The following is a 19834-nucleotide window of genomic DNA, read 5'->3' as shown; positions in this document are numbered from 1 at the left end:
TGACATAGCGAATGACAATGGCAGAAGTTCCCGCGAATATCGAAAAATGGTTTACCGATCAGAATTGGGAAATCCGCGACTATCAGCGGTCCATGATCGATGCCTTTGCTCGAAAGCAAGATACGCTGCTTATCGCGCCAACGGGCGGTGGGAAGACTTTAGCTGGGTTTTTACCAAGCCTCATTGATCTATCAGAAAAAACGGACGGCACGCCACCTCGACTCCACACGCTCTATATTTCCCCTCTGCGGGCGTTGACGAATGATATTGAGCGTAATCTTAATACCCCCGTGAGCGACCTCAACTTGCCGATTACAATTGGGGTGCGAACCGGCGACACCAAATCCTACCAACGGACAAAACAGCGTAAGACGCCCCCAGATATTTTACTGACAACGCCAGAGAGCCTCATGTTGCTCTTATCCTACCCCGATGCGGACACTTACTTTTCCGAACTCAAAACAGTCATAATTGACGAGCTACACAGCTTTGCCACAAATAAGCGGGGCGATTTTACCTCTTTGGCTTTGGCACGTCTGAAAACACTGGCTCCGGACCATATTCGCTTTGGCTTATCAGCCACAATTGCAGACCCCAAATCTGCTGCGAATTGGCTAGGGCCCACGGGCGAACCCGCTGAAGTTTTAGAGGTCAAAGGCGATACGCCGCCACACGTTGCGATTATGGAACCGGACAACCGCTATCCATTGGGCGGTCATAATTCACGCTTCGCCGTTAAAGATATTTACGACGCTATAAAGAGCGCCAAGAGCGCGATTGTCTTCGTCAATACACGTGCGCAAACGGAACTCTTGTTCCAGCAACTTTGGAAAATTAACGACGAGGGATTGCCGATTGGGCTTTATCACGGCTCGCTGTCTCGGGAGCGGCGTCAACGCACCGAAGGTATGATCGCTTCTGGCAAAATTCGCGCGGTCGTCTCCACATCAGCGCTGGAAATGGGGATCGACTGGGGTGATATTGATCTCATCTTGCAGGTCGGCGCACCAAAGGGCGTCAGCCGATTGTTGCAGCGCATCGGACGTTCAAACCATAGATTAGACGAGCCTTCCGAGGCTTTAATGGTACCCTGCAATCCTTTAGAGGCCGTAGAATGTGCCGTAGCGATTGAAGCCATTGATGAAGGCCTACGGGATGGCGAAGATTACACCGACGGAGCCATGGACGTCGCCGTCCAATATATCGTCAATCGTGCCTGCGCCGGGAAGTTCAAAAAACGGCAGACGCTGAACGAAATCCGAATGGCGTGGCCCTATCGAAATTTGAAGAAATCCGACTTCGATCTCCTCGTCAATTTTGCGCAAGATGGTGGCTATGCGCTTAAGGCGTATGATCGATTTTCACGGCTGAACGAAACCTCACGCGGTTATGAAATCTCAACGCCGCAGCAAGCCCGCCGCCACCGCATGAACATCGGGACAATTGTCGAATATGCGAAATTAAAAGTTCGGCGTTTCCCCAACATGGCCTCCAAGCGCGGCAGGAATATCGGGGAAATCGAAGAACGCTTCGTCATGGGTCTGGCACCCGGCGACACGTTTTTATTTGGAGGAGAGGTTCTGCGCTATCACGGGGTGCGCGACATGGCACTCGAGGCTAGCCCTGCCCGTAAACTGACGCCGCCTCGCGTTCCCGCCTATGCGGGTGGAATGATGCCGCTTTCAACCTTTCTTGCCGACGGGGTACGGCGCGTTGTGTCGGATGAAAGTCAGTGGAGTCGCTTGCCACAACAAGTGCAATCTTGGCTAACCCTGCAATCACAATTCTCCGAACTCCCAAAAAAGGACGGCGTCTTAGTCGAGAGCTTTTTTGATCGCGGGGTTTACGTGATTGTGGTTCATAGTTTCGAAGGCCGCAAAGTGAATATGGCTTTAGGTTTATTAATGACACGACGAATGGAACGGCGTCGGCTTAAACCTCTGACATATTCCATCACAGACTATGCTTTGACCATCACATCTATCGATCGGGTAGATGACGTCGAAAGTTTGATGCGCGAAGATGTACTCACCGAAGAATATGAGAGATGGGTTGTGGAAGCCCCCATGGTCAAACGCAGCTTTCGAAAAATTGCGACAATCGCAGGTTTGACGGAGCAGCGGCTACCTGGCGCAAAACGGACGATGAAACAGGTCTCCTTCAGTACAGACATCATTTATGACGTCCTCCTCAAATACGACCCTGATCATATACTTCTACGTATCGCCCGAGAGGAAGCCGAGCGTGACCTTCTGGATATTCCGCGGCTGCGAAACTGGCTTGCAGACACGCAAGGGAAAGTTACTTTCATAGCTCTGCCGCACGCCTCCCCTCTGTCGATCCCGGCGATGATGCAACTCGGAAAAGAAACTGTAATTGGTGACGCGAAGATCGCTATCTTGGAGCAGGCCAGCCATGAAGACACGGCAATTCTGCGGCTACAAAAAGTTGAAGATTATTTAGATGAGCGAGATACAGACCCTTAAAACCCGCGTCGGTGATATCATCTTAGACGCCCGAAAAGCGGCCTATTTGCCATTGAGCGAAACGCTCCTTGTTGCCGATATGCATTTCGAAAAAGGGAGCTACTTGCGAGAAGTGGGCCGATCTGTTTTGCCCGCGTTTGATACGCAGGATACCATCCAGCGGTTAAAGGACCTAGCAAAAGACTTTAAACCAAAACGCATCATTGCATTAGGTGACAGCTTTCATGATATTCATGCCGATGAACGTTTGGCACCTGAGTCAGCCACTCAGCTAAATGCGCTAAGTTCCGCAGAGTGCGAATTTATCTGGATACTTGGCAATCATGACCCTGACATTCCAATGGCCGTGGAAGGCAGAAGAGAGGACCATGTGGAGATTGATGGCTTTCTTCTAACCCATCACCCGCATGATCCGCAATCTGGTGTCAATATTTGCGGGCACTACCACCCGAAGGCCAAAATATCTTCACGGGCAGGTTCAGTTACGGCCCCCTGTTTCGCAATCAGCGATGACCGTATCATCTTGCCGTCATTTGGTACCTTTACTGGCGGATTATTCGTGACGGACCCCGACTTTGTGCAGATAATGCCGCAGCTAAGATCAGTCTCCCTCACCTATGAAGAGCGCCTATTCGCGATTTCGACGAGATAAGATTGAAACAAAATGCGTGGTAGGGGGTGAGGGACTCGAACCCCCAACCAATCCGTTATGAGCGGACGGCTCTAACCAATTGAGCTAACCCCCCAAAGCCGCGCTAGCGGTAATTCAGGTCACCCGCATTCCGCAGGTTTTAAGAAAGCAGCTTCTGCACATATTTTGCCCAATCTGCAAGACGGGTTTCACGTGTCTTTGCATCTAAGCTTGGGGTAAATGTGCGCTCTGCACTCCATTGGCCCGCGACCTCTTGCATGCTTGAATATATGCCTGCACCGAGTCCCGCGAGGTAGGCCGCGCCGAGGGCGGTCGTTTCCAACACTTTGGGACGCAAAACAGGCATATCCAATATATCGGCGAGGTAACCACACATCCAACTATTGGCCGTCATCCCGCCATCCACACGCAAAGCCGTCGGCGCCACGCCGTCCTTACTCATGGCATCAAACAAGTCATAGGTTTGGTAAACCACCGATTCCACGGTTGCGCGGATCACCTGATCTCGGCCTGTGTTGCGTGTCATGCCAAAGACCGCGCCGCGCGCATCAGGTGCCCAATAGGGCGCGCCCAGACCAGTGAAAGCAGGCACGAGATACACGCCCTCTGTGCTGTCGAGGCGTTCGCAGACGGCTTCTGTCTCGCGGGCGTCGTCAACAAGTTTCATTTTATCGCGCAACCATTGAACAGATGCGCCAGCCATGAAGATCGAGCCTTCAAGGGCATATGTCGTCTCGCCTTTGATACGATAACCGACCGTTGTCAGAAGACGGTTCTTGGACGTAATCGCTTCGCTGCCCGTGTTGAGTAGGACGAAGCATCCCGTCCCATATGTGGATTTGATATCTCCCACTTCAAAACACGCTTGTCCAATTGCGGCGGCTTGCTGGTCACCCGCCACGCCGGTGATGGGAATGTCCATCCCTAACACCGTACAAATGCCAAAATCAGCGGCGCAGTCCAGCACCTCTGGCAACCCAGCTTTCGGAACATTGAATAAATTCAAGAGGCCCTCGTCCCATCGCTGCGCGTGAATATCGAAGAGGTTTGTACGGCTCGCATTCGTCGCGTCGGTGACATGACGCTTGCCCTCGGTTAGGCGCCAAATCAGAAAACTATCAATGGTCCCAAAACAAAGTTCGCCATGTTCGGCTTTCTCCCGCGCCCCGTCGACATTATCTAATATCCACGCCATTTTAGAGCCAGAAAAATAGGGGTCATGCAGCAAACCAGTCTTTGCCTGTAAATCCTCGGCTGGTAATTTCTTAGCTAGCCCACGACAAATTTCAGCGGTGCGGCGGTCCTGCCAGACAATCGCATTATAAAGCGGTTTGCCCGTCTCCCGATCCCAAACGAGTGTTGTTTCCCGTTGGTTCGTGATCCCAATGGCGGCAACGCTCAAATCCCTCTCAGCGGCATAGGCTTGGGCTTGTTTCAACGTCGATAGGACCGTCGACCAGATCGCTTCTGGGTCATGTTCAACCCATCCGTCTTGCGGATAAAGCTGCGGGAATTCTTCCTGCGCTGTGAATAAGATTTCGCCTTTAGGTGAGAAAACGAGCGTCCGAGAGGAAGTCGTGCCTTGGTCGATAGAAAAAATAACAGTGGTCATTTCGCATAGATGCCTTGAAATCCCCAAGGCTGCAATGTGTTGGACGCGATATTCATAGCGATGACATCATTTAGGCGTTAAAGGGAAGCCATGAATTATGACCTATTGATTATTGGCGGTGGCATTAACGGGACCGCCATCGCGCGCGACGCGGCTGGGCGTGGTCTTTCCGTGCTTTTATGCGAGCGCGATGACCTGGCCAGCCATACCAGCTCTGCGTCGACAAAGCTCATCCATGGTGGTTTGCGTTATTTGGAATATTACGAATTTAACCTTGTGCGCCACGCGTTAAAGGAACGCGAAGTCATGCTGCGGGCCGCCCCGCATATCATTTGGCCGATGCGTTTCGTGCTGCCTTATGACAAAGGTCTTCGCCCTGCGTGGATGCTGCGCACGGGCTTGTTTCTCTATGATCACATTGGCGGGCGCGAAACGCTTCCTGGGTCTAAATCTTTAAAACTGGACAAAGCTCCGCATAAGGGTGTTTTGGAATCAAGGTTCAAGACTGGATTTGAATATTCGGATTGTTGGGTCGAAGATGCCCGACTTGTCGTTCTCTATGCTCTCGACGCCGCCAATCGCGGCGCAGATATTCGCACGCGCACCGAAGTTCTTAGCGTCAAGCCAACGGATGAAGGCTACCGTGCTGAAATCCGCCATCAGGGCGAAACCCAAACAGTCTCTGCAAAGGGCGTTGTCAACGCAGCCGGGCCTTGGGTCGACGAAGTTCTGGGAGGCATTAAAACAACACAGGCCGAGCAATCCCTGCGACTTGTGACGGGCAGCCATATCGTCACCAAAAAACTCTTTGAGGGTGACCACGCTTATCTGTTTCAAAATGCTGATAATCGCGTAATTTTCGCGATCCCATATGAACGAGATTTCACCCTAATCGGAACGACCGATAAACCTTATGATTTTGCGGATGGCCCCGTCAAAATCAGTCCTGAGGAGATCACCTATCTTTGCGACGCTGCGAGTGAGTATTTCGAAAACGACATCTCACCCGAAGACGTGGTGTGGGATTATGCAGGGGTTCGCCCCCTCTTTGACAATAAAGCGGAAGACGCCTCGGCGGTGACGCGTGACTATGTCTTAAACGTTGAAGAAATTTCAGACGGCGCTCCATTCCTGTCCATATATGGCGGGAAAATCACGACGTCACGGAAGCTTGGCGAACACGCCATGGACAAGCTCAAAGACTATTACGAGTATAAAACAGGGGACTGGACAGAGAGCGCCTTGCTTCCGGGCGGCGATTTAATCGACGCTGACTTTGAACGTTTTTACAGCGATATGCGCAAGCGCTACCGCGCGATGAATGAAGACCTCTTGCGACGTCTGTGTCACGCTTATGGCACGCGCATTACACTCCTTCTCGGCGACGGCAGCAGTAGGCCAGAGTTGGGACAGCATTTCGGCGCAGGACTTTATGAGCTGGAAGCAAAGTTTCTCATCAATCACGAATGGGCGACCTCGGCCGATGATATCTTATGGCGTCGTAGCAAATTAGGCCTGCACATGAGCGAAGGTGAACGCGCCGCATTTACGGAATGGTTTGACGCGAATAAGTCCTAATCCATGACATTTGGGGACTTTTTCAATCTTGCGTCTATACCGCTGTGGCCGTCAGTGGCGACCTATCTGGGGTTCACCGCCATCATCATTGCGCGATATTTCGCCATCGTCTGGCCCATCCATTGGGCGTTGTGGAAACGCGAACCTAAGAAAGCGCGGCGATTGTCTCGCCGTGACCCAACCCCCGAGACCATCCGAAATGAGATCAAGCTCTCAACGATCAGTGCCTTCATCTACGCCCTGCCTGCGGCGCTTGTCATCGAGGTTTGGAAAGCAGGCGGATCTGCGCTTTATATTGCCATGCCAACCGATATTGGTGGCTGGCTCTATCTTCCGCTCTCCGCGCTGATCTATCTTTTCGTGCAGGACACGTGGTTCTATTTCACGCACCGCCTGATGCATCACCGAAAATTATTTAAATGGACGCATGAAGGTCATCACCGCAGTGTTCAGCCGACGCCGTGGGCTAGTTTCTCATTTGATCCGATTGAAGCCGTGAGCTCGGCTTGGCTTCTACCTGTTCTTGCGCTCGTCTTGCCGCTCCATGTTGGCGTGGCATTATTTGTACTGATGTTGATGACTGTAAATGCGGTGTTCAACCACGCAGGGTGGGAAGTCTATCCCGACAGTTGGGTCAAAGGCTGGTGGGGAAAACACATCATCACAGCCAGCCACCACAACCTCCATCATACGAAATTTAGGGGGAATTATGGGCTATATTTCCGGTTCTGGGATAAGGTGTGCGGGACTGATAAGGGGTTGGTTTAGATGTCTGACTATAAGATCAGCTTCGGAGACGATGAAGAGTATACCCGTGCTTATATGGAGTCGAAAGGATGGCTCTCTGTCCTTCAGCTAACCTTTGAAGGTAAAGTCTACCATCTGAATTTTTATGACCCCGTTCGGCTGGCTCAGTGCATAGAGACAGAAATGAAAGACCATAACCCCTGTTTTTTTGAAAAAAACCTAATAGTAATCAAATGTATAACCGAGAAAAACATACGTGGAGCAATTGAGGCTATCATTGCTAATGGACAAGTATCGAACTTGATTTCCCAAGAAACTTGAAGGATGTTTTTCCTAGTTTCTCCGCCCCTGCCTAACGCATCACCAAATTGGCAAAGTCACACAGCCATTTTCGCGTCTCTCTTGGATCAATTATATCCTCTACCCAGAACGCCTCGGCTGTTCGAAAAGGTGAGCTTACATTGGCGAGGCGGGCTTTTATTTTTGCGAGTTCTGCTTTTGGATCATCTGCGGCTTCGAGTTCCGAGCGATAGGCAACTTCGACGCCTCCATCGATCGGCAAGCTGCCCCAATCCCCACTTGGCCACGCGACGCGGTAAGGGAAACGTTCGGCGTTGGACATGGCCGCGCCCGCCACGCCGTAAGCTTTGCGAATGATGACAGAGGCCCAAGGTACATTCGTGCGGTAGACTGCATTCATGGCTTCCACACCGCGCCGTATCGTTGCTGTTTTTTCGGCCTCAAGCCCGATCATAAATCCTGGATTATCGACCATATTGATCACGGGCAGTCCGAATAATTCTGCCGACTCAACAAAGCGTTTCGCCTTCTCTGCCGTGTCCGCTGTCCAGCTGCCGCCGAGGAACATGGGATCATTGGCGAGGACCGCGACGGGCCACCCATCCAACCGAGCAAAACCCGTAATCGCGGCGCGGCCCCAATGACGGCCCATCTCAAAAACGCTGCCTTTGTCAAAAACGGCTTCAAGGATTTTGCGCATATTATAGGCTTTGGCTTTATCACGCGGGACAATCGAAAGAAGCTTTTCCTCTTGGCGATTTGGCGAGTCTTTGGACTTCACTCTGACCAATGGCGCGCCAGCATAATCGGGCAGATAGGACAGAAACGCCCGCGCACGTGCGAAGGCGTCGGCTTCATCAACCGCCTCATCATCAATGACGCCATTGCGTGTGTGGATCGCCGATCCGCCAAGGCTTTCTTTGTCTTGGCTTTCACCCAAGGCCGCAACAACCGCAGGGCCTGCCGTGAATATTTGGGAGAGGCCTTTGACCATGACGGAATAATGTGACGCCACGGCGCGCGCAGCACCAAGACCTGCCGTTGGGCCCAGCGCTAGAGAAACGACTGGCACGGTCTCCAAATTTTTGGTGATATGATCCCAACCCGGCACCATGGGCACATAAGTATGGCCCATCGATTCCAGAGATTTAACCGAGCCACCACCGCCTGTGCCATCAATCATGCGGATAATCGGCAAGCGTAATTCATGCGCCATTTGTTCGGCGACAATAAATTTCCGATGGATCGCAGCATCAGATGCGCCGCCGCGGACCGTGAAATCGTCAACAGTTGCCACAACGGTTCGGCCATTGATCCGCCCGCGTCCAAAGATAAAATTAGACGCCGCCGAGTCTATAAATTCGCCGTCTTCGGTATAGCGCCCTTTGCCTGCTAATCCGCCGATTTCTTCAAATCCGTCAAAATCGAGTAAGGCTTCCAGACGCTCGCGCGCATTTAATTTACCACGCGCCTTCTGACGCGCGAGTTTGTCAGCCCCGCCCATTTGCGCGGCCATTTCACGACGTTGCGCGAGTTCATCGAGTTCTTTTTGCCAGCTCATATTTCAGGCACATCCTTATTCGCATTTGTCCAGCCTTGCGCGTTTTTATCGCTCAGCAGCAGGCGTTTTGTAAGGCTCGGGAAAAGTCGCGGAATGATGTTGATCATCCATCGCATCCGCCCAGGCACAAAAATTTGGGGTGTATTAAATTCAACCGCGCGCATCACGGCTTTGACCACATCGTCAGGCTCAATTACGGGCGTCAACTTTGTATTGGGCACATCATCAATCATGCGCGTTCGCGCCATGGATGGGTGAATACAACTGACGCCGATCTTCGTATCTGCCAGCTCATATTCGAGACTGCGCGTAAATCCGGTGACCCCATGTTTCGATGCGCAATAGGCGGCCATTCCGGGCGAACCCCACGCGCCCGCAATAGACGAGAGATTGACAATATGGGCTTCGGGCCGCGACCTAAGATGGGGCAGCGCCGCATGCGTAACGGCCATCAAACCGATAAGATTGACATCAATGGTCCGTTTCCACCGCGCGAAATCGGCGTCTGCAAATGTGCCAGATGTTGCAATTCCTGCATTATTGATGAGCACATCAAATCCAATATCTATGGCTTGATCGACCAGCGCTTTCGCGCCCTCTGGCGTCGCAATGTCACCGATCAGCTGGGTGTAGGCCTCACCAACCATCGCGGCGGTTTCGTTCTGCTGTCCAAGGTCACATCCGATCACGCGGCAACCCGCTTTGGCATACGCGACCGCCAAGGCTTGGCCAATGCCGCGCGCCGTGCCTGTGATGAAAATCGTCTTGCCCTGAGCCTTCATTAGATGACTGTTACCTGTACCGCCTTGCCACGCAAGGTTCATCCGAATAGCGTTAGTGTTCAATTTTGTAAGTCTCCGCTGATTTGGAAGGACCTGTCATGATCCGAACTGTTTTTATCGCTCCACTCCTCGCGACGGGGTTATTGCTGACCGCGTGCAATTCTGGCGCACCGACTTATATTTCGACGAGTTCTGCATCGCAGCCGACCTTGGACGTATCTGCCACGGGTTACGCCAATGTTGCCCCTGATCGGGCCATCGTCAGCGCGGGCGTTGTTCAGCAAGGCAAGACCGCAGGCGAAGCGATGGAAGCAAATGCCAAGTTGATGACTGCCGTTTTTGCCGAATTGAAATCCGTAAAAATTCCGAAATCCGACATCACAACCAGCCAGCTGTCTTTGCAGCCGCAATATGATTATCGCGACAACAAAACGCCCGTTATTTCAGGCTATGAGGCGCGGAACACTGTCACGGTGAAATCTGACGATATTGAAAAAATCGGTCCTATGTTAGACGCCCTCGTTCGTGCTGGCGTCAATAATATCAACCAAGTCAATTTTACCGTTAAAGACCCGAAAAGCGCCTTAGACACAGCGCGTCAGGAGGCCATTACCGAAGCACGAGAAAAGGCGCAGAACATGGCCACCGCCGCAGGTGTGAAACTCGGCCCACTGATGTCGCTCAATGAAAGCAGCGGTGGACAAATGCCACAACCGATTATGATGCGCGCGGCGGCCATGGAAAGCTCAGGCTTCTCAACCCCCATCAGCGCGGGCGACCAAACGCTGAGTGTTCGGGTGAATATGAGTTATGGGATTGCCCAATAGGGTCACCTCACTGGCCAATTGATTTGTGAGGCGTTTCGGCCTCGGACCGCTTCACAATCTAAATCTACAATAATCTCTGACAAGAATTTACCCCTCCTAAGGAAAGTCTCCGATGCGTAATTTTGCTCTTGAGACATATTTCTCCAAATGGGAGTTTCGCGCCACCCATCATATGACCGCGTCAGATGCGCAAAGCTTGTCTATCGGTGAGCTCTTGGATTTGGCCGACCTTCCCCAAGATCACCTCGCCTCACTACATCTTGGATATACCGAAACCTGGGGCGCGTCTGACCTGCGGCAGGCCATTTCGGCAACCTATGAGACATTGTCGCCTGAAAACATCCTTTGTTTCGCGGGAGCAGAAGAGGGCGTTTATACGGCAATGCGCGTTCTGCTGAGTGCAGAAGATCACGCCATTGTGGTTGTTCCAAATTATCAGGCCGCGGAAACCGTACCCTTAGATATTTGCGACGTCACCGGTGTAGCGCTTGATCCCGATAATCATTGGCATTTGGATTTAGACGATATCCACCAAGCCATTCGCCCCAACACCAAACTCATTTCCGTCTGTTTTCCGAATAATCCCACGGGACATATTATCCCGCATGATGACTATGAAACACTGATCAACATTTGCCGCGAACATGGGCTTTATCTCTTCAGCGATGAAGTTTATCGCGGCGTTGAACTCGACCCCTCCAAACGCATTATGCAAGCTGCCGATGCTTATGAAAAAGGCCTGTCCTTAAATGTCATGTCAAAAGCTTATGGACTGCCAGGCCTGCGCATTGGATGGATTGCAACGCAGGATAAGGAGGTTTTGCAGCAGCTGGAACGCTACAAACATTACCTCTCAATTTGCAATTCTGCCCCCAGCGAACGACTTGCCGTAATCGCCCTAAGTGTACGCGAAAAATTGCTCGACCGCACGCGCGCGCTCACCCGCAGCAATGTAAGAAAACTAGATGCATTTTTTGCCGAATATCCCGACATATTTGACTGGCAACATCCCGACGGCAGTTGCATCGGATATCCGCGATTTCTGGGCCGAGGCGGCGTCGAACTCTTTTGTGAGCGTTTGGTCGAAGAAGAAGGCCTGCTGCTTTTACCCGCCTCGATTTATCGTTCCGAATTAATGGCCGCCCCCACAAATCGTTTCCGTATCGGCTTCGGCCGCGATAATATGGACGCGGGACTAAGCGCCTTTCGCGCCTTTATGGACCGCAATCACAACGCTCTGCGCCCCTAATCAGCCCACCGCAGATAACTGCGACTTAATATGCGAAATCGCCGCTATACCCGCGCGGCGTGCCTATCTATAAGCCGCACATGTTTACACGTTTCGCGACATTTTTACGGCTGCTCCGCACGGCTTGGGTAATGATCCGCCATGACGCGCTGGTGCCAGCTGAATATGCGAACCTTGTGCCGTGGCCTGTGCGTTTTGTTGGCGCGATCAGCCGTGTTTTCTCTATCGGGAACCGCAAAGGCAATGCGGGCGAACGCTTTGCTCACGCCCTGCAAGACCTCGGTCCTGCTTACATCAAATTCGGCCAAGTCCTCGCGACACGTGGCGATATGTTTGACGCTGAATTTGCACGCGGGTTGTCGGTATTAAAAGATAAAGTCCCCCCGTTCCCGATGGAGACCGCCGAAAAGATGATGGCCGCCGAATGGGGCGCGCCGTGGTCCAAGCATTTAGCGTCGCTCTCCGAGCCGGTCGCGGCTGCCTCTGTCGCGCAGGTTCATAAAGGTGTGTTGCACACGGGCGAAATCGTAGCTGTCAAAGTGCTGCGTCCGAACATCCTGCGGCGCATGACGAATGACATGAACACCATCGCACTTGTCGCGAATTTGGCACATGGGGCTGTCCCGAATTTGCGGCGTTTGCGGCCAAAAGATTTTGTTGCCGAAGCGCGCCGTGCGGTGATGCTGGAACTCGACCTGCGCTTAGAAGCGGCCGCGCAAAGCGAGATGGCCGAGATCGCCGAAGACACAGGCTTGTTCCGTGTGCCGGGTCTGCATTGGGACCTTGTCGGCAAAGATATTTTGGTCACCGAATGGATCGACGGCACAGCCCTGTCTTCGGACGCCATTTTGGAACTTCCATTGGTGCAGCGTCAGGCGCTGGCGACGAAAGTCATCCAATCTTTTCTCGCCTCCACGTTCGAATATGGCGTCTTTCACGCAGACATGCATGAAGGCAATTTGATCCTTGATGAGAACGGGCAACTTGTCCTGATCGACTTTGGGATTTTAGGACGATTGGGCGAAGAAGAAATTCGCTTTGAAATCGATACCCTTTACGGGTTTCTGCAACGCGATTATTATAAAATCGCGCAAGTGCATTTCGATATTGGCTATGTCCCGCCAAACCACAGCGTCGAAGAATTTGCCAGCGCCCTGCGCGCTGTGGGTGAGCCGATATTTGGCAAACGCGCCGAAGAGGTCTCGATGGCGAAAGTGCTGATGCAGTTATTAGAAATCACCGAAATTTTTGACATGGAGCTACAGCCGCAACTCATCCTCTTGCAGAAAACTATGATGCAAGCCGAAGGCGTGGCGCGCCGTTTGGATAGTGAGTTTGATATGTGGGAAGCGTCTCGACCCATCGTTGAAAAAGCCGTTCGCCGCGAAGTTGGCCCTGAACGCTACCTCAATGATTTCCTCGATGGATTGGGTAAGACCCGCCGCACGCTCAGCATCCTTCCCGAAGCGACAGATAATATCGCCAAGCTTGCAAAAGCGTGGGCCGATGGGGATGTCGATTTATCACCAGACCGCTTCGTGCAGCCTAAGCCGAGAAAACGGGATGCTCTGCGGCCAATGGCTTATGCGAGTGTCGGCGCGGCAATTGCGCTGGGTGCGAGTTGGGCGATGGCGCAGTTGTGAGCATCCGCACGTTGATATTCAGCGCGACTGTGGGGGCTTTGCTAGGTTGCTCTAACCAAGTGACTGAACCCGAACTTGATGCCTTGAAATCCATGTCTCCAACGATTTCAAGAGGGTGCAGTTGGAAGACCAAAGAAGTAAATGTCTTCAATGACCCGAACGCCTTCGTAAATTTTAGATATGCATCATGTGTGACCGGAGACGGCCAGAACTTTCACACACACAATGAAGGCACAACAATCGCCCATGCATATTGGGACGTGGTATTTGAGAGCGTTCACATCTTCAAAAAACCTGACGGCTCAATGGATGAGTTTCTGCGCACACTGCCAGTAAGGATTTTCACGCCTTCCGAAAATTGCGCGCCCAAGCAGATTTCGACGTCCTATTGGGTCTTGGATGATGGTCTTGAGTTGGACGCCAAAATAAACGAGCTGCCTTGTGGCATTTATGGGCGGAATTTTGCGGGCCAAACGGTTTTTGAAGTTAGAGACAACATCGTTCTGAACTATAATATATCAGGTATTCGTGATGGTATCGATATGTCATCGATCACTTACGAGTATCGCGCAAACCTACCCTAAAAATCACCGACATCACATTGCAAGCACGTCACACCATTGGCCCGCCACATATCGACGACTTGCTGGCGGTCATCTACGGCGAAGGCGATGTCGCGACCTTCGCTTAGCAATTTCTGCAGAATCTCGCCCTTGATGATATCGTCGGAACGGTTGTCTTTATCGGCGCGCATCAAGACGCGATTGAAGGGAATATCATTCCACGTCAGCCATGTCTCTGTGATCCCACGAAACGCCTCATTCCGCCCCGTGACAATCTGCAGGTCATAGACACCACTACTCCATAGCGTGCGGTAGAGGTCGACCACAGGCGCATTGGGTGTATCGTCGCCCATGCTGGCATTGAACTTCGCCCAATGCGGACGATCGCCTTCGAGGTAGACACGGCGATGTTCTATATCCGCCAGCGTCCCATCAATATCGAAAATAACTGTTTTCATGCGGCGTCTTTAAGGCCCTTGGTCGGGCAGTCAAATGACTCTCATTAGGCTTTGCTATGGACGGGCTTCGCCCATAAAAGTCACCCATGACACATAAGGTCCTACTCATTATTGGCGGCGGAATTGCGGCTTATAAATCGCTGCTCCTCATCCGAGAATTAGCGCGGCGAGATATTGAGACGCAGGTTATCCTCACCAAAGGCGGATCCGAATTTGTGACGCCGCTCTCTGCGGGCGCGCTATCGGGCAAAACGGTTTTTACGGACCTATGGGATATGACCCCCACGGTGGCGGGCGAAGCCGAGATGGGTCACATCGAGCTGTCACGCTCTGCCGATATGATCATCGTCGCACCCGCCACCGCAAACTTGATGAGCCGCGCCGTACATGGCGTTGCCGATGACTTGGCCACAACCACGCTGGTCGCGACGGATAAGCGCGTGCTTTATGCGCCTGCCATGAATGTGCGCATGTGGGAGGCCGCCGCGACGCAACGCAACGTGGAGACCCTCCGCAAAGACGGCGCATTATTTATTGGTCCAGATGTGGGTGACATGGCCTGCGGCGAATATGGACCGGGCCGGATGGCCGAACCCGACGCCATTGCCGATGCTGTCCAAGGCGCATTGATGGGCGATATGACACTGGACGGATTGCGCGGCAACAAGCCCTTGGCGGGCCGGAAAGCCGTTGTAACCGCAGGTCCTACGCGAGAGGCGATTGATCCAGTTCGCTATATCTCCAACCATTCCTCGGGTCGTCAGGGCTATGCCATTGCGCAAGCCTTGGCCGATCAAGGCGCAGACGTGACATTGGTTACAGGCCCGACAACATTGCCCATGCCGCACGGCGTTCATGCCGTTCAAATTGAAAGCGCCCGCGAAATGCTCGCGGCTGTCGAAACGTCCCTGCCCTGCGATATATTTGTCTCCGTCGCGGCCGTTGCCGATTGGCGTCCCGCGCAGGCCTATGACAAGAAAGCGCCCAAACCAATAGGCGCCGTACCGCCGCTGGAAATGGTTGAAAATCCAGACATCCTCGCCACCGTTTGCGCCTCAGAAGATCGACCTACGCTCTGCGTTGGCTTTGCGGCGCAAACCCATGACGTGATAGAACTTGCGAAGTCCAAGCGCCTCCGCAAGGGGTGTGATTGGATCGTGGCCAATGATGTGTCTGGCGACGTTATGGGTGGCGCAGAAAATGCCGTCACGCTCGTAACAGATACGACAGAAGAACATTGGAAACGCGCCGATAAACGCGCCATCGCTCGTAAGTTGGCGGTGCGAATTGGAAAGGCTTTCAACAATGCGTAGATTTTTAGCACTCCTTCTCGCCGCTGGCTTATCGACCACAGCCGCTGCCGAAAACGTCGCCTTTTGCGAAGTTTTGATCATCCAAGTTTTAGAAGACGAGGCCTTGGACGGGAACGCCCAAGTCGTCACCTATGGCCCAGCGACCAGCTTCATCGAATCTGTTTATGACAAGAAAGACGGTCACCTTACACATATCGCTGGCCAACCTATTCGCGCCCTGATGTGCAGTCGAAATGATGTCATTCCGACGGAGACGGATTATGCCCTCATCGCAACAGGTATTCCCTTTATTCTGTCTCAGGACTTTGACAGCACGGATACAGATAGTTTGACGCTGTTCTGGAAAGATGAAGAACTTCGGCACGTCTATAAGGGTTACCCGCTGTCTGACGAAGCGCAATCCAGTCTCGACAAGCGGCTCGCCAATTTCACCAAACGTGGCTTAAATACCGCCGCGCTGGAAGCAAAAGCAAAAGCCAAAGCTAAACTGTTAGCCGAAGAGACCGCCGAAGCGGCTGCAGCTATAGGTTCAGACGCGCCGAAAACCGCCGACGATGAGGCTGCGATCATAGAACCCGACGCGCCGACAACCGCTGACGAGGAAAGCGACGACGAGGTTGAAAATATTGTGGTTATTAACTCTGAATCTGACGACATAATGCTCTCTGATGACAAGACTGAAAATGAGATTGAAGAATGACACTCACTGTTCAAATTAAGCCGCTTGATCATTTTGGCGATCTCCCATTACCGCGTTTTGAAACCGCACTCGCCGCTGGCGCAGACCTCCGCGCCGCTGTGCCAGAAACGGAGCCAATGATCCTCGCATCTGGTAAGTGGGCTCTGGTCCCAACCGGGTTCGCTATGGCACTGCCCGCTGGCTATGAAGCCCAAATTCGTCCGCGCTCCGGCTTGGCCTATAAATATGGGATTACCTGTTTGAACACGCCGGGTACGATTGACGCGGATTATCGCGGCGAAGTTAAAGTCCTCCTGATCAATCACGGTAGTGAACCCTTCACCATCAATCGCGGCGAGCGTATTGCCCAAATGGTGATTGCCCCGATCACCCAACCTGACTTTGTGCAGGTCGACACGCTGGACGACACAGCGCGCGGCGCGGGCGGGTTTGGGTCAACGGGAACAACTTAAACGCTTCTTTCTCACCCTTGACCTCTACCTCTTTCTCTCTTGCCGCTTTCACGCTATGACAGCGCAGGACAACATCGAGGAGTGACGAGCATGAGACTGTGGCTAAAGTGCATTGTAATACTCGCCGTCTTCTTGTCGGCCCTCTCGCAGACCGCTGATGCCCAAGACCTGCGCGCGCAATCATCGCTCACCCCTGTTTCGCAACATGGCAAACTCTCTGTCGTCGGGCCGCATATCCGCGATCAAAATGGACAAGTCGCCTCCCTCGCAGGACCTAGTTTTTTCTGGTCCAATACGGGTTGGGGACAAGACCGTTTCTATACAGCAGGCGCGGTCGCAACTTTTGCCAAAGATTGGAACGCCAGTATTGTGCGCGCCGCGATGGGCGCTGAGAACAGCGGTAGCTACCTCTATGACGAAGACGCAAATATCGCGCGGGTGCAAACCCTCATCGATGCAGCTATTGCGAATGGGCTTTATGTCATTGTTGACTGGCATTCTCATCGCGCTGAAAAAGACACGGCTAAAGCCGTTGAATTTTTCACAGCCGTCGCCAACGCCTATGGGCACACACCAAATTTAATTTATGAAATTTACAATGAGCCATTGGATACGACGGATTGGGCAACCGATGTCAAACCCTATGCGGAAACGGTCATTGACGCGATTCGCAAAGTTGATCCTGATAATCTAATCATTATTGGCACAACAAGTTGGGCACAAGACGTCGATGTCGCTGCTGACGACCCCATCACAGGATATTCTAATATCCTCTACTCGCTGCATTTCTATGCAGCGTCCCATAAGAAAGACCTCCGCAAGCGCGCCGAATATGCCATTGGCAAAGGCTTGCCCCTTATCATCTCGGAATGGGGAACTGTCACCTATAATGGCGATGGATTTATGGACAAGAAATCCACGCGCGAATGGATGAAATTCGCCCGAAAGCATGGCCTGTCACATCTAAATTGGTCGGTCAGCGATAAAGACGAATCAGCCTCCATGTTCAAATCTGGCGCAGATTCCCATGGTGGATGGACAGCGCAAGATCTGACGCCATCGGGGCTTTTGGTGCGCGACATTATGCGAGAGTGGTGAGAATTACATCTGCGTGATGTTTGCTCTGCCCACTGTTCCTAAGGACAGCCTTCGCGTAAGCTAGCGTAAATCCCTTTCAAGGAGAGCTTTATGCCCGCCCAACCCCGTGGTCTAATTTATGACAACATCCTACAAACGATGGGCGGAACGCCAATGGTGCGCTTTCCCCGTATAACCGAAGGCTTGCCTGCGGACCTTTGTTTCAAGCTCGAATTCTTCAATCCCATTGCGTCCGTCAAAGACCGTATCGGCATTGCCATGTTAGAAGCCATGGAACGTGACGGCACATTGAAACCGGGTGGAACCATTGTCGAACCGACGTCTGGAAATACGGGCATTGGTCTGGCTTTCGCAGCCGCGGCAAAAGGCTATAAAGCCATCCTCGTCATGCCAGAGCAAATGAGCATTGAGCGACGTAAAATGATGCGGCAATTGGGGGCAGAGCTTATCCTAACGGAAGCTTCAGGCGGCATCCCACTCGCCATGCAAGTGGCCGCAGAAATTGTTGCGGAAACACCGGGCGCCGTCATGCCCGGGCAATTTGATAATCCAGCCAATCCACAAATCCATTACGACACAACCGGCCCTGAAATCTGGGCGGATTGCGATGGACAGGTCGACGCATTTATCGCGGGCGTCGGTACAGGTGGTACGCTGTCTGGGACTGGAAAGTTTCTGAAAGAGAAAAATCCAAATTGCCAAATCATTGCCGTCGAACCCGTGGGTAGCCCCATGATCTCGAAAGGCGAGAAGGGCCCGCATAAAATCCAAGGCATCGGCGCAGGCTTCATTCCCGGCAATCTGGACACAGATATGATCGACGACGTCATTACGATTGAAAATGACGTGGCCTTTGGCACTGCCAAACATGTCGCAGCCGAAGATGGCGTACCCGTTGGGATTTCATCGGGTGCGGCAATTGCAGCCGCACTGCTTGTTGGCGCGCGACCCAATATGCGCGGCAAGCGGATCGTGACGATCATCCCAAGCTTCGCTGAACGCTATCTCTCCACGCCACTTTTCGACAATGATTATGTCCCTGAGGTCCGGGGTAAAAAAGACTAATTTATGGCGTTCTCTCCCGATCAAGTGTCCCGCTACGCGCGGCATCTTACGTTGCGCGAAATTGGTGGGCCGGGGCAAAATGCGCTCTTGGCCGCCAAAGTTGCCATCGTCGGCGCCGGCGGCCTAGGCGGTCCCGCTGGGCTCTATCTGGCTGCGGCGGGTGTGGGTCACATCACGCTCATTGATGATGATGATATAGAGGCCTCTAACCTCCAACGCCAAGTTCAGTTCAGTCATGCGGATGTCGGACGAGGCAAAGCCGAAGCCATGGGAGGCAGGCTCGAGAGCTTAAATCCAGACTGTCGGGTCACACGCCAAACCACGCGTCTGACGACGGAGAATTCAATCGACCTTTTGTGCGGTCATGACATGATCTTAGACGGCACAGATAGTTTCAAAGCGCGTTTTGCGATCAATGATGCCTCGCGTGAATTAGGTGTTCCGCTTGTCTCTGGGGCGCTTGGGCGTTTCGATTTACAGCTAGGCGTCTTTAATGTCGGCGAAAACTCGCCTTGCTATCGGTGTTTTGTTCAAGATATCCCAGATATGGAACAGAACTGCGCCACCCATGGGGTTCTAGGCGCGATTGCTGGTATGGGTGGATCGATGATGGCGATGGAAGCGATCAAGCAGATCACGGGTGCAGGTGACGTCTTGGATGGGCGACTTTATATCTATGACGCTCTGCGGAGTGAAGGCCGCACAATTCGCATCGCGCGCGACCCAGACTGCGCAACTTGCAAATAAG

General features: G+C 52.7%; 19 protein-coding genes and 1 tRNA gene. 15 read left to right on the top strand and 5 right to left on the bottom strand.

All coding sequences use genetic code 11. The features are described from left to right. The first annotated feature begins 17 nt into the window (after positions 1-17). On the top strand, positions 18-2486 hold the full coding sequence (locus tag IE073_RS11040) for a ligase-associated DNA damage response DEXH box helicase (RefSeq protein ID WP_189585672.1): 2469 nt from the start codon (positions 18-20) through the stop codon (positions 2484-2486). After that, the gene (gene pdeM, locus IE073_RS11035) at positions 2464-3138 is read left to right on the top strand and encodes a ligase-associated DNA damage response endonuclease PdeM (protein WP_189585670.1); all 675 of its coding nucleotides are present in this window, start codon (positions 2464-2466) and stop codon (positions 3136-3138) included. Before IE073_RS11040 ends, pdeM begins: the two co-directional genes overlap by 23 nt. Positions 3139-3155: 17 nt before the next feature. On the opposite strand, the gene IE073_RS11030 is transcribed toward pdeM, so the two are convergent. After that, positions 3156-3232, bottom strand: a tRNA-Ile gene (locus tag IE073_RS11030). Positions 3233-3277: 45 nt separating this feature from the next. Next, a complete protein-coding gene (glpK, locus tag IE073_RS11025) occupies positions 3278-4750 on the bottom strand; it encodes a glycerol kinase GlpK (RefSeq protein WP_189585667.1) in 1473 nt (490 codons plus the stop codon). 90 nt (positions 4751-4840) lie between these two features. On the opposite strand from glpK, the gene glpD reads away from it, so the two are divergent. From glpD to IE073_RS14170, 3 genes are read left to right on the top strand one after another with little or no spacing between them, the layout of a single operon-like run. Then, complete coding sequence (glpD, locus tag IE073_RS11020) at positions 4841-6328, top strand: glycerol-3-phosphate dehydrogenase (protein WP_189585663.1); 1488 nt, start codon at positions 4841-4843, stop codon at positions 6326-6328. 3 nt (positions 6329-6331) lie between these two features. Next, complete coding sequence (locus tag IE073_RS11015; protein WP_189585660.1) at positions 6332-7096, top strand: sterol desaturase family protein; 765 nt, start codon at positions 6332-6334, stop codon at positions 7094-7096. Beyond that, positions 7097-7396 carry a hypothetical protein gene (locus tag IE073_RS14170; RefSeq protein ID WP_233350023.1) on the top strand — a complete coding sequence of 100 codons (300 nt, stop codon included), beginning with the start codon at positions 7097-7099 and terminating at the stop codon, positions 7394-7396. Positions 7397-7427: 31 nt separating this feature from the next. On the opposite strand, the gene IE073_RS11010 is transcribed toward IE073_RS14170, so the two are convergent. Together IE073_RS11010 and IE073_RS11005 are read right to left on the bottom strand one after the other, a co-directional pair. Next, the gene (locus IE073_RS11010) at positions 7428-8936 is read right to left on the bottom strand and encodes an acyl-CoA carboxylase subunit beta (RefSeq protein WP_189585657.1); all 1509 of its coding nucleotides are present in this window, start codon (positions 8934-8936) and stop codon (positions 7428-7430) included. Beyond that, positions 8933-9760, bottom strand: coding sequence for an SDR family NAD(P)-dependent oxidoreductase (locus IE073_RS11005; protein WP_233350022.1), 828 nt, complete (start codon positions 9758-9760; stop codon positions 8933-8935). The genes IE073_RS11010 and IE073_RS11005 overlap by 4 nt, the downstream gene beginning before the upstream one ends. 56 nt (positions 9761-9816) lie before the next feature. Between IE073_RS11005 and IE073_RS11000 the strand changes: the two genes are divergently transcribed. From IE073_RS11000 to IE073_RS10985, 4 genes are all read left to right on the top strand, one after another. Further along, the gene (locus tag IE073_RS11000) at positions 9817-10545 is read left to right on the top strand and encodes an SIMPL domain-containing protein (protein ID WP_189585654.1); all 729 of its coding nucleotides are present in this window, start codon (positions 9817-9819) and stop codon (positions 10543-10545) included. Between the two features lie 112 nt (positions 10546-10657). Further along, on the top strand, positions 10658-11794 hold the full coding sequence (locus IE073_RS10995; protein WP_189585650.1) for an aminotransferase class I/II-fold pyridoxal phosphate-dependent enzyme: 1137 nt from the start codon (positions 10658-10660) through the stop codon (positions 11792-11794). An 80-nt stretch (positions 11795-11874) separates the two neighbouring features. Further along, the gene (locus IE073_RS10990; protein WP_189585647.1) at positions 11875-13437 is read left to right on the top strand and encodes an ABC1 kinase family protein; all 1563 of its coding nucleotides are present in this window, start codon (positions 11875-11877) and stop codon (positions 13435-13437) included. Then, entirely contained in the window at positions 13434-14021 is a 588-nt protein-coding gene (locus IE073_RS10985; protein WP_189585645.1) for a hypothetical protein, read from the top strand. The genes IE073_RS10990 and IE073_RS10985 overlap by 4 nt, the downstream gene beginning before the upstream one ends. Here IE073_RS10985 and IE073_RS10980 read toward each other — a convergent pair. Then, positions 14018-14458, bottom strand: a complete 441-nt coding sequence (locus IE073_RS10980) for a phosphatase domain-containing protein (RefSeq protein WP_189585642.1) — start codon at positions 14456-14458, stop codon at positions 14018-14020. The genes IE073_RS10985 and IE073_RS10980 overlap by 4 nt on opposite strands. Before the next feature lie 86 nt (positions 14459-14544). On the opposite strand from IE073_RS10980, the gene coaBC reads away from it, so the two are divergent. The 6 genes from coaBC (at position 14545) to IE073_RS10950 (ending at position 19833) form a co-directional block, all read left to right on the top strand. After that, complete coding sequence (gene coaBC / locus IE073_RS10975) at positions 14545-15771, top strand: bifunctional phosphopantothenoylcysteine decarboxylase/phosphopantothenate--cysteine ligase CoaBC (protein WP_189585639.1); 1227 nt, start codon at positions 14545-14547, stop codon at positions 15769-15771. Next, complete coding sequence (locus tag IE073_RS10970) at positions 15764-16471, top strand: hypothetical protein (protein WP_189585636.1); 708 nt, start codon at positions 15764-15766, stop codon at positions 16469-16471. The genes coaBC and IE073_RS10970 overlap by 8 nt, the downstream gene beginning before the upstream one ends. Further along, positions 16468-16923 (top strand): dUTP diphosphatase, encoded by a 456-nt coding sequence (gene dut / locus IE073_RS10965; RefSeq protein ID WP_189585633.1) that lies wholly within the window; start codon positions 16468-16470, stop codon positions 16921-16923. The genes IE073_RS10970 and dut overlap by 4 nt, the downstream gene beginning before the upstream one ends. Positions 16924-17013: 90 nt before the next feature. Next, entirely contained in the window at positions 17014-18021 is a 1008-nt protein-coding gene (locus IE073_RS10960; RefSeq protein WP_189585630.1) for a glycoside hydrolase family 5 protein, read from the top strand. Between the two features lie 90 nt (positions 18022-18111). Then, positions 18112-19086: a cysteine synthase A gene (gene cysK, locus IE073_RS10955; RefSeq protein ID WP_189585627.1), complete on the top strand. Its 975-nt coding sequence runs from the start codon at positions 18112-18114 to the stop codon at positions 19084-19086. Positions 19087-19089: 3 nt separating this feature from the next. Next, positions 19090-19833 (top strand): HesA/MoeB/ThiF family protein, encoded by a 744-nt coding sequence (locus tag IE073_RS10950; RefSeq protein WP_189585624.1) that lies wholly within the window; start codon positions 19090-19092, stop codon positions 19831-19833. Position 19834 lies beyond the last annotated feature (1 nt).

This window comes from Litorimonas cladophorae (genome assembly GCF_014652455.1).
Classification (GTDB): domain Bacteria; phylum Pseudomonadota; class Alphaproteobacteria; order Caulobacterales; family Maricaulaceae; genus Litorimonas; species Litorimonas cladophorae.
This window is presented reverse-complemented; position numbering and strand designations above follow the sequence as displayed.

What these genes read in the sequence shown, in the direction of transcription:
- glpK (WP_189585667.1), bottom strand. Translation starts at nt 4,750, where the DNA reads ATGACCACTGTTATTTTTTCTATCGACCAAGGCACGACTTCCTCTCGG.
- cysK (WP_189585627.1), top strand. Translation starts at nt 18,112, where the DNA reads ATGCCCGCCCAACCCCGTGGTCTAATTTATGACAACATCCTACAAACG.
- IE073_RS10960 (WP_189585630.1), top strand. Translation starts at nt 17,014, where the DNA reads ATGAGACTGTGGCTAAAGTGCATTGTAATACTCGCCGTCTTCTTGTCG.
- coaBC (WP_189585639.1), top strand. Translation starts at nt 14,545, where the DNA reads ATGACACATAAGGTCCTACTCATTATTGGCGGCGGAATTGCGGCTTAT.
- IE073_RS10950 (WP_189585624.1), top strand. Translation starts at nt 19,090, where the DNA reads ATGGCGTTCTCTCCCGATCAAGTGTCCCGCTACGCGCGGCATCTTACG.
- IE073_RS11015 (WP_189585660.1), top strand. Translation starts at nt 6,332, where the DNA reads ATGACATTTGGGGACTTTTTCAATCTTGCGTCTATACCGCTGTGGCCG.
- IE073_RS10990 (WP_189585647.1), top strand. Translation starts at nt 11,875, where the DNA reads ATGTTTACACGTTTCGCGACATTTTTACGGCTGCTCCGCACGGCTTGG.
- IE073_RS10980 (WP_189585642.1), bottom strand. Translation starts at nt 14,458, where the DNA reads ATGAAAACAGTTATTTTCGATATTGATGGGACGCTGGCGGATATAGAA.
- IE073_RS11010 (WP_189585657.1), bottom strand. Translation starts at nt 8,936, where the DNA reads ATGAGCTGGCAAAAAGAACTCGATGAACTCGCGCAACGTCGTGAAATG.
- IE073_RS11040 (WP_189585672.1), top strand. Translation starts at nt 18, where the DNA reads ATGGCAGAAGTTCCCGCGAATATCGAAAAATGGTTTACCGATCAGAAT.
- IE073_RS10970 (WP_189585636.1), top strand. Translation starts at nt 15,764, where the DNA reads ATGCGTAGATTTTTAGCACTCCTTCTCGCCGCTGGCTTATCGACCACA.
- pdeM (WP_189585670.1), top strand. Translation starts at nt 2,464, where the DNA reads ATGAGCGAGATACAGACCCTTAAAACCCGCGTCGGTGATATCATCTTA.
- glpD (WP_189585663.1), top strand. Translation starts at nt 4,841, where the DNA reads ATGAATTATGACCTATTGATTATTGGCGGTGGCATTAACGGGACCGCC.
- IE073_RS11005 (WP_233350022.1), bottom strand. Translation starts at nt 9,760, where the DNA reads ATGAACCTTGCGTGGCAAGGCGGTACAGGTAACAGTCATCTAATGAAG.
- IE073_RS14170 (WP_233350023.1), top strand. Translation starts at nt 7,097, where the DNA reads ATGTCTGACTATAAGATCAGCTTCGGAGACGATGAAGAGTATACCCGT.
- dut (WP_189585633.1), top strand. Translation starts at nt 16,468, where the DNA reads ATGACACTCACTGTTCAAATTAAGCCGCTTGATCATTTTGGCGATCTC.
- IE073_RS11000 (WP_189585654.1), top strand. Translation starts at nt 9,817, where the DNA reads ATGATCCGAACTGTTTTTATCGCTCCACTCCTCGCGACGGGGTTATTG.
- IE073_RS10995 (WP_189585650.1), top strand. Translation starts at nt 10,658, where the DNA reads ATGCGTAATTTTGCTCTTGAGACATATTTCTCCAAATGGGAGTTTCGC.